The following is a 16,695-nucleotide window of genomic DNA, read 5'->3' as shown; positions in this document are numbered from 1 at the left end:
GGTCTCGTGGAACGAAACAGGCCATTGTTCGCCTGAAGGATTGTCTGCTGTGACCGTGTTCCCCTGGCTCCTCGTGCTGGCAGTACCAGGGGCCAGGGGGCGCCGCCGTTGCCGGGGAACGTCGATCCGGCGATCCGCAGTCATGGGACATCGAGCGGTTGGTCACGCTGTGTTGCCGGCATCGGTCCGTGGTGGACGAACCCAGGGCACAGAAAGCACGTGGCAGTACCAAGAACAGCCTAGGAAAGGCCAAAGACGAACCCAAAAAGAGGAGTGCGCTCCTCGCCCGGGTGAACCCCGGTGGTGTTCACCCCGAATTCGCGTCCAGGACGCCGTGAACTGCCAGCCTCAGACGTGGGGTGCAACCACCCCGCACCACCTCGGTAGCGGTACGGGCGCAGGACGGGGCACGGCATGGAAAGTGGACCAGCGATCTTCGCCGGAGGAGCGTTCTCGCTGTTCGGGGCCGGATTGCTGCTGTGGACGGCGGTCCGGGCCGCCCATCGCGCACCGGTCGCCCACGGGGTGCATCCCGGGGTCGCCGTCGCCCTCACGGTCACGTTCGGCATGGCGTCACTCGCCCTGGGCGTGTGGTGCTTCGGCCGCGCCTGAGCCCAGGTCCGCAGCCCCGCGTGGACGGTTTCTGCCGCCGCCGCGTTTCCGCCGGCCGCGTGCGGGTCCGGGTGTGAACCGGCGGTTCGCATCCGCAGATGTCCGTTCCGGTGAACGAGACGATCGTCCACTGACCGGTGGGCAGGGCGGATGTGCTGTGCCGTCCGGACCCGGGGAGGGCCCGTCTGCCTGCTTCGGATGGGCCCCGTCCCCTTGTCTTGTGCAGTCCCTTCGGCCTGGGCGGTCCCTTCGGCTTGGGCGGTCCCTTGTTCCTTGTGGTCCTCGTCCGTGTTCCTCCGGGTCCTTGTCCCGTCGCATCGGCGCCGTGCGCCACCAGGAACCGTCGACGGTGGGTGCTGGCGGCTCAGCGGTCCCGGTGAGTCCGCTCGACGGGCCGGATGAGGCGCCCGGCACCGATCGGAGTGACGCCGGTGGCACGGCGATGAATACTCTTGAGACGACTTTTGCGACTGTTTGAACGTCGTCCGACCGGCCTCGAACCCAGGACTCCCGGTTCCGATCGAGAGCTGTGATCCAAGAGGTACGGCCACGGTGGTGACTGCCCGAGCGGCCCCGTCGGCCTTTCTTCGGTGCCCAGGTGCACATGCCCGACCTCCCGCCTTGTGCGGTCGGCGCTCGATCGCCCTCCATCGGGGCGCCAGGACACCGGCGTGTCGGTCCGGGCGGCAGGAATGCCCAGACTCGGGTTACCGTTCGAGTGGCCGTTGCGGGCTTTTACCGTTTGACACGGGGGCGGGTTGTACCGTCACACTCCGCAGCGGCAGCTAGCACCACCACAGTGTCGAGCAGTGCCCAGCAGTGCCGCAGCAGTGTCACGACGTGCGTCATCAGCGTCGTACTGCCGTGTCTGCCCAGCCAAGCATTCAACCGGAGAGAAGAGCGAAGTTGTCCCCGACCAGCGAGACCGCACAGGGCGGCCGACGCCTCGTGATCGTCGAGTCGCCAGCCAAGGCGAAGACGATCAAGGGCTACCTCGGCCCCGGCTATGTCGTCGAGGCGAGCGTCGGGCACATCCGCGACCTCCCGAACGGCGCGGCTGAGGTGCCCGAGAAGTACACCGGTGAGGTGCGCCGACTCGGTGTCGACGTCGAGCATGACTTCCAGCCCGTCTATGTCGTCAATGCCGACAAGAAGGCGCAGGTCAGAAAGCTCAAGGAACAGCTCGCCGACTCCGACGAGCTCTATCTGGCCACCGATGAGGACCGTGAGGGTGAGGCCATCGCCTGGCACCTCCTTGAGGTGCTCAAGCCCAAGGTCCCGGTCCACCGGATGGTTTTCCACGAGATCACCAAGGACGCCATCCGCGAGGCTGTCGCCAATCCGCGTGAGCTGAACAAGCGCATGGTCGACGCCCAGGAGACCCGCCGCATCCTGGACCGGCTCTACGGCTACGAGGTATCGCCTGTCCTGTGGAAGAAGGTCATGCCCCGGCTGTCCGCCGGCCGGGTGCAGTCCGTCGCCACCCGACTGGTCGTCGAGCGGGAGCGTGAGCGCAGGGCATTCCGCTCCGCCGAGTACTGGGACCTCACCGGGACGTTCTCGACCGGCCGCGCAGGCGATCCCTCCGACCCCTCGACCCTCACCGCCCGACTGAACACGGTCGACGGCAAGCGGGTCGCCCAGGGTCGGGACTTCGGTCCGGACGGACAGCTCAAGTCGGGCCAGGCCCAGATCCTGCACCTGGACGAGGCTCATGCCCGTGCGCTGGCCGCCGCGCTGGAGAACGCCGCGTTCTCCGTGCGCTCGGTCGAGTCCAAGCCCTACCGCCGCTCCCCGTACGCCCCCTTCCGTACGACGACGATGCAGCAGGAGGCGTCCCGGAAGCTGGGCTTCGGGGCCAAGGCCACGATGCAGGTCGCGCAGAAGCTGTACGAGAACGGCTTCATCACCTATATGCGTACCGACTCCACCACGCTCTCCGACACCGCGGTGTCGGCGGCGCGTGCCCAGGTCACACAGCTCTACGGGGCGAGCTATCTGCCGGACAAGCCCCGTGTCTACGCGGGCAAGGTCAAGAACGCCCAGGAGGCCCACGAGGCGATCCGTCCTTCGGGCGATCGTTTCCGCACGCCTGCTGAGACGGGTCTGACCGGCGACCAGTTCAGGCTCTACGAGCTGATCTGGAAGCGGACCGTGGCTTCTCAGATGAAGGACGCCGTCGGCAACTCGGTCACCGTACGGATCGGTGGGGCCGCGGCGGACGGCCGCGACGTCGAGTTCACCGCGTCCGGCAAGACGATCACCTTCCACGGCTTCATGAAGGCGTACGTCGAAGGTGCCGACGATCCGAACGCCGAACTCGACGACCGCGAGCGCCGACTGCCGCAGGTCTCGGAGGGCGACGCGCTCGCCGCCGAAGAGATCTCGGTCGACGGCCACGCGACCAAGCCGCCCGCCCGCTACACCGAGGCGTCGCTGGTCAAGGAGCTGGAAGAGCGTGAGATCGGCCGCCCTTCCACGTACGCCTCGATCATCGGCACCATTCTGGACCGCGGGTACGTCTTCAAGAAGGGGACGGCCCTCGTGCCCTCCTTCCTGAGCTTCGCCGTCGTCAATCTGCTGGAGAAGCACTTCGGCCGGCTCGTCGACTACGACTTCACCGCCAAGATGGAGGACGACCTCGACTGCATCGCGCGGGGCGAGGCGCAGTCGGTGCCGTGGCTGAAGCGTTTCTACTTCGGTCAGGGCGCACAGGAGGCCGGTGCCCCCCAGGGTGACGCCGCAGCCGCGGGCAACGGGGACGGCGACCACCTCGGCGGCCTGAAGGCCCTGGTCACCGACCTCGGTGCGATCGACGCCCGGGAGATCTCCAGCTTCCCCGTGGGGGACGGCATCGTCCTGCGCGTCGGCCGGTACGGCCCCTATGTCGAGCGGGGCGAGAAGGACCAGGAAGGCCACCAGCGCGCAGATGTTCCGGACGACCTCGCTCCGGACGAGCTGACCGTGGAGTACGCGGAGGAACTGCTGGCCAAGCCCAGCGGGGACTTCGCGCTGGGCACCGACCCGGTGTCGGGCCACGAGATCGTGGCCAAGGATGGGCGGTACGGCCCGTACGTCACCGAGATCCTTCCCGAAGGCACCCCGAAGACCGGCAAGAACGCGGTCAAGCCGCGGACGGCCTCGCTCTTCAAGAGCATGTCCCCGGACACGGTCACCCTGGCCGACGCCCTGAAGCTGATGTCCCTGCCGCGTGTCGTCGGCAAGGACGCCGAGGGCGTCGAGATCACCGCGCAGAACGGCCGGTACGGCCCGTACCTCAAGAAGGGCACCGACTCGCGCTCCCTGGAGAGCGAGGACCAGCTGTTCACGATCACGCTGGACGAGGCCCTGGCGATCTACGCCCAGCCCAAGCAGCGCGGGCGGGCAGCCGCCAAGCCGCCGCTGAAGGAACTGGGCAACGACCCGGTGAGCGAGCGTCCCGTGGTGGTCAAGGACGGCCGCTTCGGTCCGTACGTCACCGACGGCGAGACCAATGCCACGCTGCGCAGCGGTGACAGCGTGGAGGACATCACCCCGGAGCGCGGCTACGAGCTGCTCGCCGAGAAGCGTGCCAAGGGGCCCGCCAAGAAGACGGCGAAGAAGGCACCCGCCAAGAAGGCCCCTGCGAAGAAGGCCACGGCCACGAAGACCGCAGCCAAGAAGACGGCGGCCAAGACCACCGCGAAGAAGACGGCCGCGAAGAAGACCGTGACCAAGAAGACGGCCGCGGCGAAGACCACGGCGTCGGCCAAGGCCAGCGGCGACGCATAGGGATTCGATCACCGCATGGGTTCTTCCCGACCGGAGTAAGCAAGCTCGGGTCGGGAAGAACCCATGCGGCTTTTTTCCCCTGCATCCTGTTTCTGTGGATGACCGCTGGATGCTGTGCTGTGTGAAGAATGTGGCGGTTGCGTCGAAAGAATGTTGAGAGGTCGGCAATGGTCTGGGGCGGAGCCTTCAGTCGTGTCCAGAAACGCCCATATGTTCGGGCTGACCCCTCAGGGAGCTAGGCGCTCCGGATAGGCTGGGCGGATGACGCGAGCCGAGCAGCCAGCCAAGCAGCAGACGGTCGAGGGCACCGTCTCAGAGACTGCCTCAGACTCCGACGCCCTTGCCGCGGACTCCCGCGAACGGGCGCTGCGCTCCCTGCTGCGCGTCCCCTCACTACGTCGGCTGTGGAATGCCCAGGCGGTCGGTGCGGTCGGCGACGCCATGGCCGTTCTGGTGCTGCTCCTGCTCACCCTCCAGGCCGCGGTGACGGAGGGCACCCTCGGTGACGGCTATCGGGGCGCGGCCTTCTCCGTCGCCGCCGTACTCGGCACCCGCGTGCTCGCCACCTTCCTCTTCGGTGCCGTCCTCCTCGGCCCGCTGACCTCGCTGACCTCGCCCAAGGGCCCGCTGGACCGCCGCTGGACCATGATCGCTTCTGACGGCGTGCGACTGGCCCTGCTGATCGTCGCCCCCCTGTGGCTCGACTGGACCCCGGCCAACGCCGTACTGATGCTGCTGGTCACCGTGTTCGTCCTCGGCATCGCGGAACGCTTCTGGACCGTGGCCCGCGAGGGGGCCGCTCCGGCGCTGCTTCCCGCACCGCCGCTGGAAGGCGCGGCCGTGCGCCCCCTGCCCGACCACCTCGACGCCCTGCGCAGGCTCTGGCTGCGGACCGGATTCGTCGCCATCCCCCTCGCCGCCGCCGGTCTGCTCGTCGCCGCCTTGATCGGCAAGGCGCTGGGCGCGGGCGTCGACTGGTTCTCCCTGCACCAAGCCGCGCTCGGTTCGTACGTCGCCGCCGGCCTCTTCGCCGCATCCATCTCGGTCCTCGTCTTCATCACCCTGCCGTCCTCGCCGACCCCCCGTCCGAGGTCGCCGCTCGAAGGGCTGCGCCGGCCGTCCGCCGTCGGCGGTGACGGGGTGGAGAAGGGCCGTACGGGCGCGATCCCCCTCTTCGTCACCGGCTGCGCCGCGGTCGCGGGTGCGATCGCGGCAGCCGTCGCCGTGTCCGTACTCCACGCCGTCGACCTCGGTGGCGGGCCGCTGACCTTCGCCCTCCTCGTCCTCGCCCTGACCGGCGGTACGACCCTCGGCATCCGCGGCGGCGATTCGGTGCTGCCCACGCTCTCCCGCCGTCGACTGTTGGCTCTCGCCCTCGCGGTCACCGGGATCGCCCTGCTGGCGATGGGGCTGGTCCCGGACACGGCAACGGTCGTGTTCACCGCGGTCGTCGGTGGCTTCGCGGCCGGAGTCGCCGCGAAGATCGGTCATGCGCTCATCGACCAGGAGTGCGAGGACCCCCGACAGGCCCGGATGAACGATCACCTCCAGGCGGTCGTGCGCGTCTCCATCGCCTTCGGCGCCCTTGCCGCGCCCCTGTTCGCAGCGCTGATCGGGTCGCAGCGACTGGCCGGCGGCGACCTCGCCTTCGTCCGGGGCGGTGCGGCCTTCAGCCTGATGCTGGTCGGAGCCCTGTTGCTGCCCGTCGCGGCGCTCGTCCTCGCCAAGACGGACGACCGCTCCGGCGTACCCCTGCGCCGCGATCTGACCGAGGCCCTGCGCGGCGGGGCCGACCCGGCCCAGGCGATCGCCCCCACCGGCTTCTTCATCGCCCTCGAAGGCGGCGACGGCGCGGGCAAGTCCACGCAGGTGGAGGCCCTCGCACGGTGGATCCGCGACAAGGGGCACGAGGTCGTCGTCACCCGGGAGCCCGGTGCCACGCCCGTCGGCAAGCGGCTGCGGTCGATCCTGCTCGACGTGTCGTCGGCCGGACTCTCCAACCGTGCCGAGGCCCTGCTGTACGCCGCCGACCGGGCCGAGCACGTCGACTCGGTGGTGCGGCCCGCCCTGGAGCGCGGCGCGATCGTCATCTCCGACCGTTACATCGACTCCTCGGTCGCCTACCAGGGCGCGGGCCGTGATCTGTCGCCTACGGAGATCGCCCGCATCTCGCGCTGGGCCACGGACGGCCTGGTGCCGAATCTGACGGTCCTGCTCGACGTGTCGCCTGCGACCGCGCGGGAGCGGTTCACGGAGGCGCCGGACCGTCTGGAGTCGGAGCCCGCCGAGTTCCACGGAAGGGTCCGATCCGGATTCTTGACGCTTGCCGCGGGCGACCCCGGACGCTATCTCGTGGTGGACGCGGGACAGGACCCGGAGGCCGTGACCAAGGTCGTACGGCACCGACTCGACCAGTTGCTCCCCCTCTCCGAGGCCGAAGTGCGGGCCCAGGAGGAGGCCCGTCGCAAGGCGGAGGAGGAGTTGCGCCGCAAGGCCGAGGAAGAGGCCGCCCGCAAGGCGGAGGAGGAGCGGCTGGCGCGCGAGCGCGAGGAGCAGCTCGCGAAGCTCCGCGCCGAAGAGGAGGCCCGTCGCAAGGCCGAGGAAGAGGCGGCACGCCAGCGCGAGGAGGAGCGCAAGGCGGAAAAGGCACGTCAGCGCGCCGAAGAGGAGCGCAGGGCGGCCGAGGAGGAGCGGCGCAGGCGCGAGGCCGAGGAGAGGTCGCGGCAGGAGGAGCAGGAACGGCTGCGCAGGCTCGCCGAGGAGCAGGCACGGCTGCGCGCGGAGGCCGAGGAACGACGGCTGGAGAAGCAGCGCAGGGCGGAAGAGGCCCTGCTGCGCGCGGAGGAGGCGCGGCAACTCGCCGAAGCGGCTGCGGCGGCCAAGGCCGCGAAGGAGGCGGCGGAGGCTAGGGCTGCGGAACGAGCCGCCGCAGAGGCGAGGGCTGCTCAGGAAGCCGCTGCCGCGAAGGCTGCCCGGGAGTCCGCAGCAGCTGAGGCGGCCGAGGCCGCGAAGCCGCCTCGCGGTGCTGCCGCGAAGAGGGCCGGGGCCACCTCGGGCGACGAGGTGACCGTGCCGACGCCGGTCGTGGAGGCGTCCGAGCCCTCGGCCGATGAGATCACCGTACCGACCCCCGTGGTGGGGTCGAACGACGTGACGCAGGAAGTCCCGAAGGTCCCAGGGAACGCTCCTTCGGACCGTGGGCTGGACGAGACGGCGGTTCTGCCGCCGGTGCGGGATGAGCGGTCGGAGGAGACGGCGGTTCTGCCGCCGGTGCGGAACGAGCCGTTGGACGAGACGGCCGTACTGCCGCCGGTGCGTGCGGAGGAGCCGACGGACCGGGTGCCTCCGGGGATCTTCCGGGACGAGCAGCCGCAGCGCCCGTCGACCGGTTCGGCCCGCTCCTCAAGGGGCACGGGCAGTCGGAGCGCCGGCCGTGGGGCAAAGTCGGATGCCGGATCGGCCTCCCGCCCCCGGCCCGCTGAGGATCCGCGACCTGCCACGGGCTCCGGTCTCGTGGGGCCCAACGACCGCACGCGGGAACTCCCCCTGATCGACCCGGACACCGGACGTCCGCGCCGCCGCTCGGACTGGGCGGAGGAGACTCCCCTCGACGATCTTCCGACGCTCGCCGATGAGCTGTTCGGTTCGCACGAGGACGACGACGAGCGGGGCAACGGCCCCCGTCGTCGGCGCGGACGCTAGCGAGCCCAGACCCCCGGGGCCTGATCGGCTCCTCGTGCACCGCGTAGGCCCATCGGATGCGGGGAGTACGGAGCCGCTGGCCGCGGGGTGGACGCCGCTGTCAGTCCCCTGCCGCACAATGGGAGCTCCCAGCAGAGAAGGCAGGTGACCGGCAGATGGCGGTATGGGATGACCTCGTCGGCCAGGAGCGGGTGCACAAGCAGCTCAGTGCTGCCGCTCGTGACGCCGATGCGCTCGTCACCGCCGAGGCCGGTGGCGAACCCCTCGCCGACACCTCCACGATGACCCATGCCTGGCTGTTCACCGGACCCCCCGGCTCCGGATTGGCCACGGCCGCCCGTGCCTTCGCCGCCGCCTTGCAGTGCATCAGCCCCGACCGGGCCCTCGGCGGAGTCCCCGGGTGCGGATTCTGCGACGGCTGCCACACCGCCCTCATCGGTACGCACACGGATGTGCAGGTCGTCCGCACCGACCTGCTGTCGATCGGCGTCAAGGGGACCAGGGACCTGGTCCGCCGGGCCCAGCTCTCCCCTGCGGTCGGCCGCTGGCAAGTGATCATCCTGGAGAACGCGGATCGACTCACCGAGGGCGCGGGCAACGTCCTGCTGAAGGCGGTCGAGGAGCCAGCTCCCCGTACGGTCTGGTTGCTGTGCGCACCGTCACTGGAAGACGTGTTGCCCACGATCCGTTCCCGGTGCCGCCATCTGATGCTGCGCACACCACCCGTCGACGCCGTCACCGATGTGCTGATCCGTCGGGACGGCATCGAGCCGGAGGTCGCCGCCGCCGCTGCTCGCGCCACCCAGGGGCACATCGACCGGGCTCGACGGTTGGCGACCGACGAGCGAGCCCGTTCCCGTCGGGCGACCATCCTCAAACTGCCCCTGCGGGTCGATGACGTCGGGGCCGCGCTCAAGGCCGCCCAGGAGCTGATCGATGCCGCAGCGGACGACGCCAAGCAGGTCGCGGAGGAGGTCGACACCAAGGAGGTCGAGGAGTTGAAGGCCGCCCTCGGCGCTGCACAGGGCGGTCGAATGCCGCGTGGGACGGCGGGCGCGATGAAGGAACTGGAAGACCAACAGAAGAGCCGTAGGACGCGTACCCAGCGGGACACCCTGGATCTCGCACTCGGCGATCTCACCAGCTTCTACCGCGATGTGCTCGCCCTCCAGCTGGGTTCGGAGGTCGCCATCGCCAACGGGGACGTCCGGGACGGCCTGGAGCGGATCGCCCGTGGCTCGACACCGGAGAGCACACTGCGTCGGATAGAGGCGGTGTTCGCCTGTCGGGATTCCCTCCAGAAGAACGTGGCTCCGTTGCTGGCCGTGGAAGCCATGGCGATGGCGCTGCGCGCGGGTTGACCGCCGGCAAGGGAGGTCGATGGGGCCGGTTGAGGCGACGGGGGCCTCATCGGCGTTGACGCCTGTCGCGTTCCCGAGGCGATCCGGCAACCCGTCCGGTGATGACGAGGGTCCCTTCCATGGGTGGAATTCACCCGTAAGGGGATGGATGGGCAACTTCTCCCGCCGTCGCCTACGCTCCGGGGATGGACCCAAGGCGCATGCTCCGCAGCTCAGTCCTTGCCGTGACCGCAGCCGGCCTACTGATGTCGGGCTGCACCGGAACGGACCCTTCCAACAGTTCTTCGGTATCCAGTCCCGAGGGCGGCGGTTCGGGCCTGGGCACGAGCGCCGCCCCCGTCGCCGAGCTCAAGCCCTACTACACACAGAAGTTGAGCTGGCGTAAGTGCGGAGTCCCCGGATTTGAATGCAGCACCCTGAAGGCCCCCCTCGACTACGAGAAGCCGGAAGGGCAGTCCATCAAACTCGCGGTGGCCCGCAAGAAGGCCACCGGGCCGGGCGCCCGCCTGGGATCGCTGCTGGTCAACCCAGGTGGCCCCGGCGGATCCGCCATCGGCTACCTCCAGGCGTACGCGGGCATCGGCTACCCCGCCCCGGTCCGCGCCCGGTACGACATGGTCGCCGTCGACCCGCGGGGAGTCGCCCGCAGCGAGCCGGTCGAATGTCTGACGGGCAAGGAGATGGACGCCTACACCCAGGTGGACCAGACGCCCGATGACGCGGCCGAAACCGCGCGGCTCACCACCTCCTTCAAGGCGTTCGCCGCCGGGTGCGAAAAGCGCTCCGGCACGGTCCTGCCCCATGTCTCCACCGAGGATTCCGCCCGGGACATGGACGTGCTGCGCGCCGTACTCGGCGACCGGAAGCTCGCGTACGTCGGAGCGTCGTACGGAACCTTCCTGGGGGCGACCTACGCGGAACTCTTCCCCGACCGGGCCGGGCGCCTGGTCCTCGACGGCGCACTCGACCCCGCGCTGTCCGCCCGCGAGGTGAACCGCGATCAGACCGCGGGGTTCGAGACCGCCTTCCGTTCCTTCGCGAAGGACTGCGTGGCCCGCGCCGACTGCCCGCTGGGCACCACCTCGGTCACGGACGCCTCCGCCCGCCTCAAGGCGTTCTTCGCCGAACTGGACGCGCGGCCCGTGCCCACGGGCGAGAGCCGTGAACTCGGCGAATCGCTGGCCACGACCGGCGTGCTCACCGCGATGTACGACGAGAACGCCTGGCCGCAACTGCGGGAGGGGCTGACGAGCGCCATGGAGGGCGACGGCGCCGGTCTGCTGGCGCTGGCCGACAGCTACTACGAGCGCGAGAGCGACGGTTCATACGCCAATCTGATGTACGCCAACGCCGCCGTGAACTGTCTTGATCTGCCCCCCGCCTTCAGCCGTCCACAGGACGTGGAGGAAGCCCTCCCCGACTTCGAACGGGCATCCCCGGTGTTCGGCCGCGGCTTCGCCTGGGCGGCCCTGAACTGCGCCTACTGGCCCACCCCGGCCACCGGCACCGCGCACCCCATCAAGGCCGAGGGCGCGGACCCGATCCTGGTGGTCGGTACGACGAGAGACCCGGCGACGCCGTACAAATGGGCCGAGGCGTTGGCGGGCCAACTGTCGTCCGGTCGGCTGTTGACCTATGACGGCGACGGGCACACGGCCTACGGGCGGGGCAGCGAATGCATCGACTCGGCCATCAACGCCTACCTCCTCAAGGGCACGGTGCCCCCGGACGGCAAGCGCTGCCGCTGATCCACCGACCAGCCACAGACCCCCTACGGTTCAGCACTGGTTCCGCCCGGCCCTCCGCGGCCGGGCGGCCGGTCTTCCGCTGGCTACCGGTCTTCCGCGGGCGGCGGGTCTGCCCTGGACCGTCAAAGTCAGTGCCCGGCCGTGGCCGTGAATCCCCGAGGCACCAGCCATGCCACGAGGACGGTCACCACGGCGACGATCCCGGCCGAGACGAAAGCCGTCGTGGTCAGCGCGTCGTCGAAGGCGATCCGTGCGACCTCCAGGATCTGCCCGCCTTCGGTGCGCGCCAACTCGAACGCACCACCGATCGACTCGCGGGCCTGCGCCGGCTGCCCCGCCATGTGGTCGGCGTACACGGCCCCGTGAATCGACCCCAGCAGGGCCACGCCCAACCCCACCCCGAGCTCGTAACTGGTCTCGGACACGGCTCCGGCCTGTCCGGCCCGGGCGGCGGGGACGGCCGACACCAGGACGGACGACGCCGTGGTGATCGCCAGTCCGTCGCCGAGGCCCAGCAGCACCAGCACGGCGGCGACGTATCCGTAGCCGGTCGGCTCCGGAGAGAGCGCCAGGACCAAGAATCCGGCGACGACACCCCCGAGCCCCAGCGTCATGAGGGAACGCACTCCCAACCGGTCCATCAACACGGGGGCCAGGAGCGATCCAACGAGTACGGCGAGCGCGGCGGGCAGTGTGCGCAACCCGGCCTGGGAAGGCGAGTAGCCGTGGACGTACTGGAGCCAGAGGGACAGCAGGAAGAGCGCTGCGCCGATGGCGAGCATGGCCATCAGGATGACCAGCGCCGCAGCCGTGAAGGCTCGGTTCCGGAAGAGCCGAACATCGAGCAGTGGATCGGGCAGCCCCAACTGTCGACGGGCGAACACCACCAGGACGAGCACCCCTACGGCGAGTACGGCGATGTCCACGATGCCCGGACTGCCCTTGGCGATGTGTTTGATGCCCCAGGCCAGTCCCACCACCCCGATGACCGACAGGAGTGCGCTCGGCACGTCGAGCGGCGCATGTCCGGCGTCCTTGAACTCGGGCAGCAGCCAGATGCCGGCGATGAAGGTGGCGATGACCACCGGAACGTTCAGCCAGAAGGCCGCGGCCCATCCGTACTCCTCCACGAGCACTCCGCCGATCAGCGGCCCGAGAGCGGCGCCGGCTCCAGCGACGGCGGCCCAGATGCCGATGGCCAGGGCGCGCTCGCGGGCGTCGGTGAAGATGTTCCGGATCAGGGAGAGCGTGGACGGCATGACCATGGCCCCACCGACCCCCAGCAGCACCCGACCCCCGATGAGCTGCCAGGTGCTGGTGGCGGTGGCGGCCACGATGGACGCCAACCCGAAGATCACGATCCCGCTGAGGAAGAGCCGCTTGCGGCCGTACCGGTCACTGACGGCTCCGGTGGTGACGAGCAGCCCGCCGAGGACGAGGCCGTAGATGTCGATGATCCACAGCTGTTCGATGGCGCTGGGCTGAAGATCGTCGATCAGGGACGGCAGAGCGACGTTCAGAATGGTGGCGTCCAGGGCCACCAACAGCAGGCTCGCGCACAACACCGCCAACATCGCCCACCGCTCCCGCCCGGGCTGCCACGGAGCATCGGCGGCCTGCTGGGTGGCTCGGCCCATGGTGCCTCGCTTCATCGAGAGAGGAGCGGCGGGTCTGCCCGTGCGGACGGCCATGGGGAGGTGCGGGACGCACGTCGGGGCATGAATGGATCTTCGTAAAGTATGTGCCGTTTTGCCCGTTCCCGCGCAAGCGGAGCGGAGCCGCCGGAAGCCCTGATTCGCTGCCCAGGGTGGTTCGGGGCACTCGAAACAACCCTGTAGACTCATCACCGCTGCTGATGCCAATGTGTCTCGCAAGAGCCGGTATCCCGCAGCTTGCCGCCTTAGCTCAGTTGGCCAGAGCAACGCACTCGTAATGCGTAGGTCTCGGGTTCGAATCCCGAAGGCGGCTCTGAAGGACCCCAGGACTCACTCGCCGTGACCTGGGGTTTTTCGTTTTTTCGAGCGGCCGGTGCGTGCGGTCGGGCCGGTGGCCTCGTCGAGGCGATCGAAGAGGGCGATGACCTTCCTCAGGTGGAGCCACAAGAGCCGTCCTGACTGGCTGAAGACGAGCCCGGTGTTCGCACGAGTCGAGCCCCGCTCCGCACGGTTGGCGTCCTGATGCTCGCGATGCTGCTCCAGAAAGCCGACGCTGGTGCCGTCCAGCTATCGGAGCACGAGGCTGTTCCGGATCACCTTGTCGCTGGCGCGTAAGGCCGCCGCCAGTTCGCCGTGCAGATGAACCGGAATGGCCCCGGCTCCCAGTTCACAAGCCCTGACCAGGGCGCGGCAGTCCTGCGCTTCCCGATCTGTGGCCAGGGCGAGGAAGAGGGGGTGGGCCAGGACTTCGCGGGCCGCGTAGCCGTCCTCGGCTTTGGCCGTCCTGCGGTGGAGGGCTTGCACGACGTGCTCCGCGGCGGGTGTTTCGGCGGGACCGACCGCATCGAGAATGGTGAGACCCAGCCGGATGTCGAAGACGGTCATCCCAGGTTCCGGTGACCGTTGAAGATAGGCCGCGATCAGTTCTGCCAGGTGGTCGTCGTCCGGCTGCTGGGCATCGCGGCGACACAAGACGGTCAGGCACGCCGTGACGTGTTGTTCCCAGGGGTCGCCGGGCGTCGTGTCGTGGAGGAGCGCTGCTGCCGATGCCGTGTCGCCGGAGACGAGGGCGGACAGTACGGCGACCTGGCGGCCGTCGAGCATCCGCTGGCCGACGCCCCGGTGGGACTCGATGTGCGTGAGGGCCTCGGCCCAGCGGCCGGCGGTGGTGAGGGTGCGGGTGCCGTCGGCGAGGAGTACGCGCCAGAGCCAAGCACGGACTTCTTGGCGGTCGGCTTCGGTCGCCGTGAGGTCCGCCGGTATCTCCACGCCCTCGAAGCGGGCATGTGCGCCTGCTTCGACGGCTCCGAACAGGTCGAGCAGTCGCTTTCGTCCCTCGTCGGCGCGGCCGGCGCGGATCTGGAGGCGGGCGAGGTTGACGACGGGTTCGAGTCCTCGGATCGCGCTCATCCCGGGCAGCGGACAGGCATGGAGGTACGCGGCGGCGTGCTGATGGCACAGCTCGCGCGCCAGGTCGGGAAGGCCGAGGTCGGAGGCGATGAGCGCGGCCTGGTTGTAGACGGCCGATGCCAGGCCCTGGTCGGCCTTCCGTACCGCGGTGTCGGCCAGATCGGCGAGCACGCGAATGCGTTGGGGCAGGGGCAAGCAGGCGGGGCGGAAGCGGGCGACGAGCGGGAAGCGCTGGGCGGTGGGTCCGTGCGGGTCCATGAGTCCCCCGGGGCGTGGTTTGGCGACGGTGCCCGCCCGCCGTAGGCCGACGGGAACCGTCCTCAATCTGTCGGTTGTCACCGCCAGTCGACGATGATCCGGTTCAGTGGGGTGTCGAGGGCGAAGAGATCGGGGCGCTGTTCGATGGGCGGAGCGTCGAGGGGCTGGATTTCGAAGGTGGCCTCCCGGCCGCGGTACTCCCGGTCCCAGGTGCGGATGGCGTCGGCGACCTTCGCGGCCAGCTCGTCGCTGTCAGGCCCGTGGCCGATGACGCCGAACTCCCAGAGCTTGCCGCCCTCCGGGGTCCTCGTCTCCAGCAGCCGCCGGGCCAGGTAGGTGACGGCGCCCTTCTCGACGGCTGCGGTGGACGAGGGGTACGGGTCCTCGCTGAGTAGCCCGCCCTTGGCGCCCTGCGGGAACAGCATGCGGATCAGTCCGGAGGGCAGGGAGCAGGTGAGGAACAGCTCCATCCATTCCGGCGACTCCATGGCGCGGACCGTCATCCCGGTCCACTCCTCGGTGCGCGGCTGCTCCAGTACGCGGGCGAGGGCGTCGGCGTCGATGTCTTGGCCGGCGGGTGCCTGGAGCCGGACGGTGCCGTCGGCGCTGAGCGGGATGACGCGGCGGTCGTCGTCGGCGATGCCTCGCCGGAGCGGCATGAAGGTGTTCATCTCGCTGCCGAGGGAGACCCACCGGCCGTCGCGCTGTTCGTACGCGATGGAGCGGGCGACGCTGCCCTTGAGGCGCTGGGGGACGAGGAGCCGTCCGCCGGGAGCGAGCTGGTCCAGCCAGGCGTGCGGCACACCGTGCGCGCCGACGGTCGCGATGATCCGATCGTAGGGTGCGCCTTCCGCGTATCCGAGGGCTCCGTCCCTGGTCACGGCCTCGACGTTGGTGATCCCGGCTGCGGTGAGGTGGGCGCGGGCTCCCTCCACGAGGTCGTCGTCGACGTCGAGGGTGGTGACGTGGCCGGTCTCGCCGACCAGGTGCGCGAGAAGTGCGGCGTTGTAGCCGGAGCCCGCGCCGAGTTCGAGGACGCGCTCGCCGGGCCGTACATCGAGCTGGTCCAGCATGAGGGCGACGACCCCTGGCTGGGAGGCGCAGGAGATGGACGCGCCCTCGGTGTCGTACTTGATGTGCACCGGCGCGTTGGCGTAGGCGTCTTCGAGCGACGCGTCGGGCACGAACACATGGCGGGGGACGGCCCGCAGGGCCTGCTCGACGGCTGCGGAGCAGGCGTGTCCGTTCGCCCGGATCTGGTCGACCAGGGCGTTACGGAGGCGCTCGGCCTCCGTCGCGTCGGTGGTGATCGTGTCGGTGTTCACCGCGCCGAAGCTATCGACGTCCGTTGCTGCCCCGCTGGGTGACGCGTTGTTGTCACTGCTTCCCATGACTACCTCTCGTGCGATGTTGAACAGAGCGCTTTGGTCGTCCCGAAGGAGACCGGCGCGGTTGGCGTGGAAGATCACGTGGTGGGCGAGCACGGCCCGCAGGCCACGGGTGAGACCACCGTGGTCCGCGAGATCGGCGAGCGCCGCCCCGGTCCGCTCGAAGGCGGTGACCCATTGGTCGTGCCTGTGGAACGGGCCGCCCTGGTGGCAGAGACTGCGGGCGTCGACGGTCATCAATTTCCGTACGGCGGGGAGGAGCTCGGCGGCGCGTTCGGCCGACAGCGGATCGGTGGCCGGTCGAAGGGCGGCGACCTTTGACCAGACGTCCCCCTGCTCGAACCAGTCGAGCCCGGCACCGCGCAGCATGGCGCTCACCAGCAGGACGACGGTCTCTCGCCGCCCCAGGTGCTTCGGCCCCGGCTGGTACGTCAGCAGGTGACGGGAGTCGCTGTGGAACAGCTCGTGGGCCGCGTCCATGGCCGCTTGGCCGCCGAACGCCTCGGTCTCGGGCTCGTACCTACCAGGCCGCCACGATACGACTGAACCCTCACCGACCAGATCGTCCAGCAGCGACTCCACGACTGGGGCCGGTTCGTCGGCGCGGTACCGCAGGGGCCAGGGCTGCTTGTTCATGAACCACCAGCCGGAGAGCTGTCCAGCCGCCTCGGCGGTGATCAGCGCGGGGGCGAGGCGTTCGGCGATGACGATTTGGGCGCGCGAGCGGTCGACGAAGGTGATGTTGTGCTGGTGCCAGCGGTCGGAGGGCATCGGGGGTCCTTCGGTCGGT

The 16,695-nt window shown here is 69.7% G+C and carries 8 protein-coding genes and 1 tRNA gene; 6 read left to right on the top strand and 3 right to left on the bottom strand.

The features are described 5' to 3' along the window. Window positions 1-414 precede the first annotated feature (414 nt). The 5 genes from ABZ348_RS18520 (at window position 415) to ABZ348_RS18500 (ending at window position 11,194) form a co-directional block, all read left to right on the top strand. Entirely contained in the window at window positions 415-612 is a 198-nt protein-coding gene (locus tag ABZ348_RS18520; RefSeq protein WP_358934231.1) for a hypothetical protein, read from the top strand. 906 nt (window positions 613-1,518) lie between these two features. Beyond that, complete coding sequence (gene topA / locus ABZ348_RS18515; protein ID WP_358934229.1) at window positions 1,519-4,383, top strand: type I DNA topoisomerase; 2,865 nt, start codon at window positions 1,519-1,521, stop codon at window positions 4,381-4,383. 261 nt (window positions 4,384-4,644) lie between these two features. Beyond that, entirely contained in the window at window positions 4,645-8,085 is a 3,441-nt protein-coding gene (tmk, locus tag ABZ348_RS18510; protein ID WP_358934227.1) for a dTMP kinase, read from the top strand. A 155-nt stretch (window positions 8,086-8,240) separates the two neighbouring features. After that, on the top strand, window positions 8,241-9,446 hold the full coding sequence (locus ABZ348_RS18505) for a DNA polymerase III subunit delta' (RefSeq protein WP_358934225.1): 1,206 nt from the start codon (window positions 8,241-8,243) through the stop codon (window positions 9,444-9,446). A gap of 185 nt (window positions 9,447-9,631) precedes the next feature. Then, window positions 9,632-11,194, top strand: coding sequence for an alpha/beta hydrolase (locus tag ABZ348_RS18500; protein WP_358934223.1), 1,563 nt, complete (start codon window positions 9,632-9,634; stop codon window positions 11,192-11,194). Between the two features lie 128 nt (window positions 11,195-11,322). Here the strand turns inward: ABZ348_RS18500 and ABZ348_RS18495 are convergent, their stop codons facing one another. After that, entirely contained in the window at window positions 11,323-12,846 is a 1,524-nt protein-coding gene (locus tag ABZ348_RS18495) for an MFS transporter (protein ID WP_358934221.1), read from the bottom strand. A gap of 242 nt (window positions 12,847-13,088) precedes the next feature. Between ABZ348_RS18495 and ABZ348_RS18490 the strand changes: the two genes are divergently transcribed. Further along, a tRNA-Thr gene (locus ABZ348_RS18490) sits at window positions 13,089-13,162 on the top strand. Window positions 13,163-13,416: 254 nt separating this feature from the next. Here the strand turns inward: ABZ348_RS18490 and ABZ348_RS18485 are convergent. Together ABZ348_RS18485 and fxlM are read right to left on the bottom strand one after the other, a co-directional pair. Further along, window positions 13,417-14,517 (bottom strand): hypothetical protein, encoded by a 1,101-nt coding sequence (locus tag ABZ348_RS18485; RefSeq protein ID WP_358934219.1) that lies wholly within the window; start codon window positions 14,515-14,517, stop codon window positions 13,417-13,419. A gap of 77 nt (window positions 14,518-14,594) precedes the next feature. Then, window positions 14,595-16,676, bottom strand: coding sequence for a methyltransferase, FxLD system (gene fxlM / locus ABZ348_RS18480; protein WP_358934217.1), 2,082 nt, complete (start codon window positions 16,674-16,676; stop codon window positions 14,595-14,597). Between the last annotated feature and the right edge of the window lie 19 nt (window positions 16,677-16,695).

Origin of the sequence: Streptomyces sp. NPDC005963 (assembly GCF_040638655.1) — a bacterium.
In the GTDB taxonomy this organism is placed as follows: Bacteria; Actinomycetota; Actinomycetes; order Streptomycetales; family Streptomycetaceae; genus Streptomyces.
This window is presented reverse-complemented; position numbering and strand designations above follow the sequence as displayed.

What these genes read in the sequence shown, in the direction of transcription:
- ABZ348_RS18485 (WP_358934219.1), bottom strand. Translation starts at nt 14,517, where the DNA reads ATGGACCCGCACGGACCCACCGCCCAGCGCTTCCCGCTCGTCGCCCGC.
- ABZ348_RS18520 (WP_358934231.1), top strand. Translation starts at nt 415, where the DNA reads ATGGAAAGTGGACCAGCGATCTTCGCCGGAGGAGCGTTCTCGCTGTTC.
- ABZ348_RS18505 (WP_358934225.1), top strand. Translation starts at nt 8,241, where the DNA reads ATGGCGGTATGGGATGACCTCGTCGGCCAGGAGCGGGTGCACAAGCAG.
- ABZ348_RS18495 (WP_358934221.1), bottom strand. Translation starts at nt 12,846, where the DNA reads ATGAAGCGAGGCACCATGGGCCGAGCCACCCAGCAGGCCGCCGATGCT.
- ABZ348_RS18500 (WP_358934223.1), top strand. Translation starts at nt 9,632, where the DNA reads ATGGACCCAAGGCGCATGCTCCGCAGCTCAGTCCTTGCCGTGACCGCA.
- tmk (WP_358934227.1), top strand. Translation starts at nt 4,645, where the DNA reads ATGACGCGAGCCGAGCAGCCAGCCAAGCAGCAGACGGTCGAGGGCACC.
- fxlM (WP_358934217.1), bottom strand. Translation starts at nt 16,676, where the DNA reads ATGCCCTCCGACCGCTGGCACCAGCACAACATCACCTTCGTCGACCGC.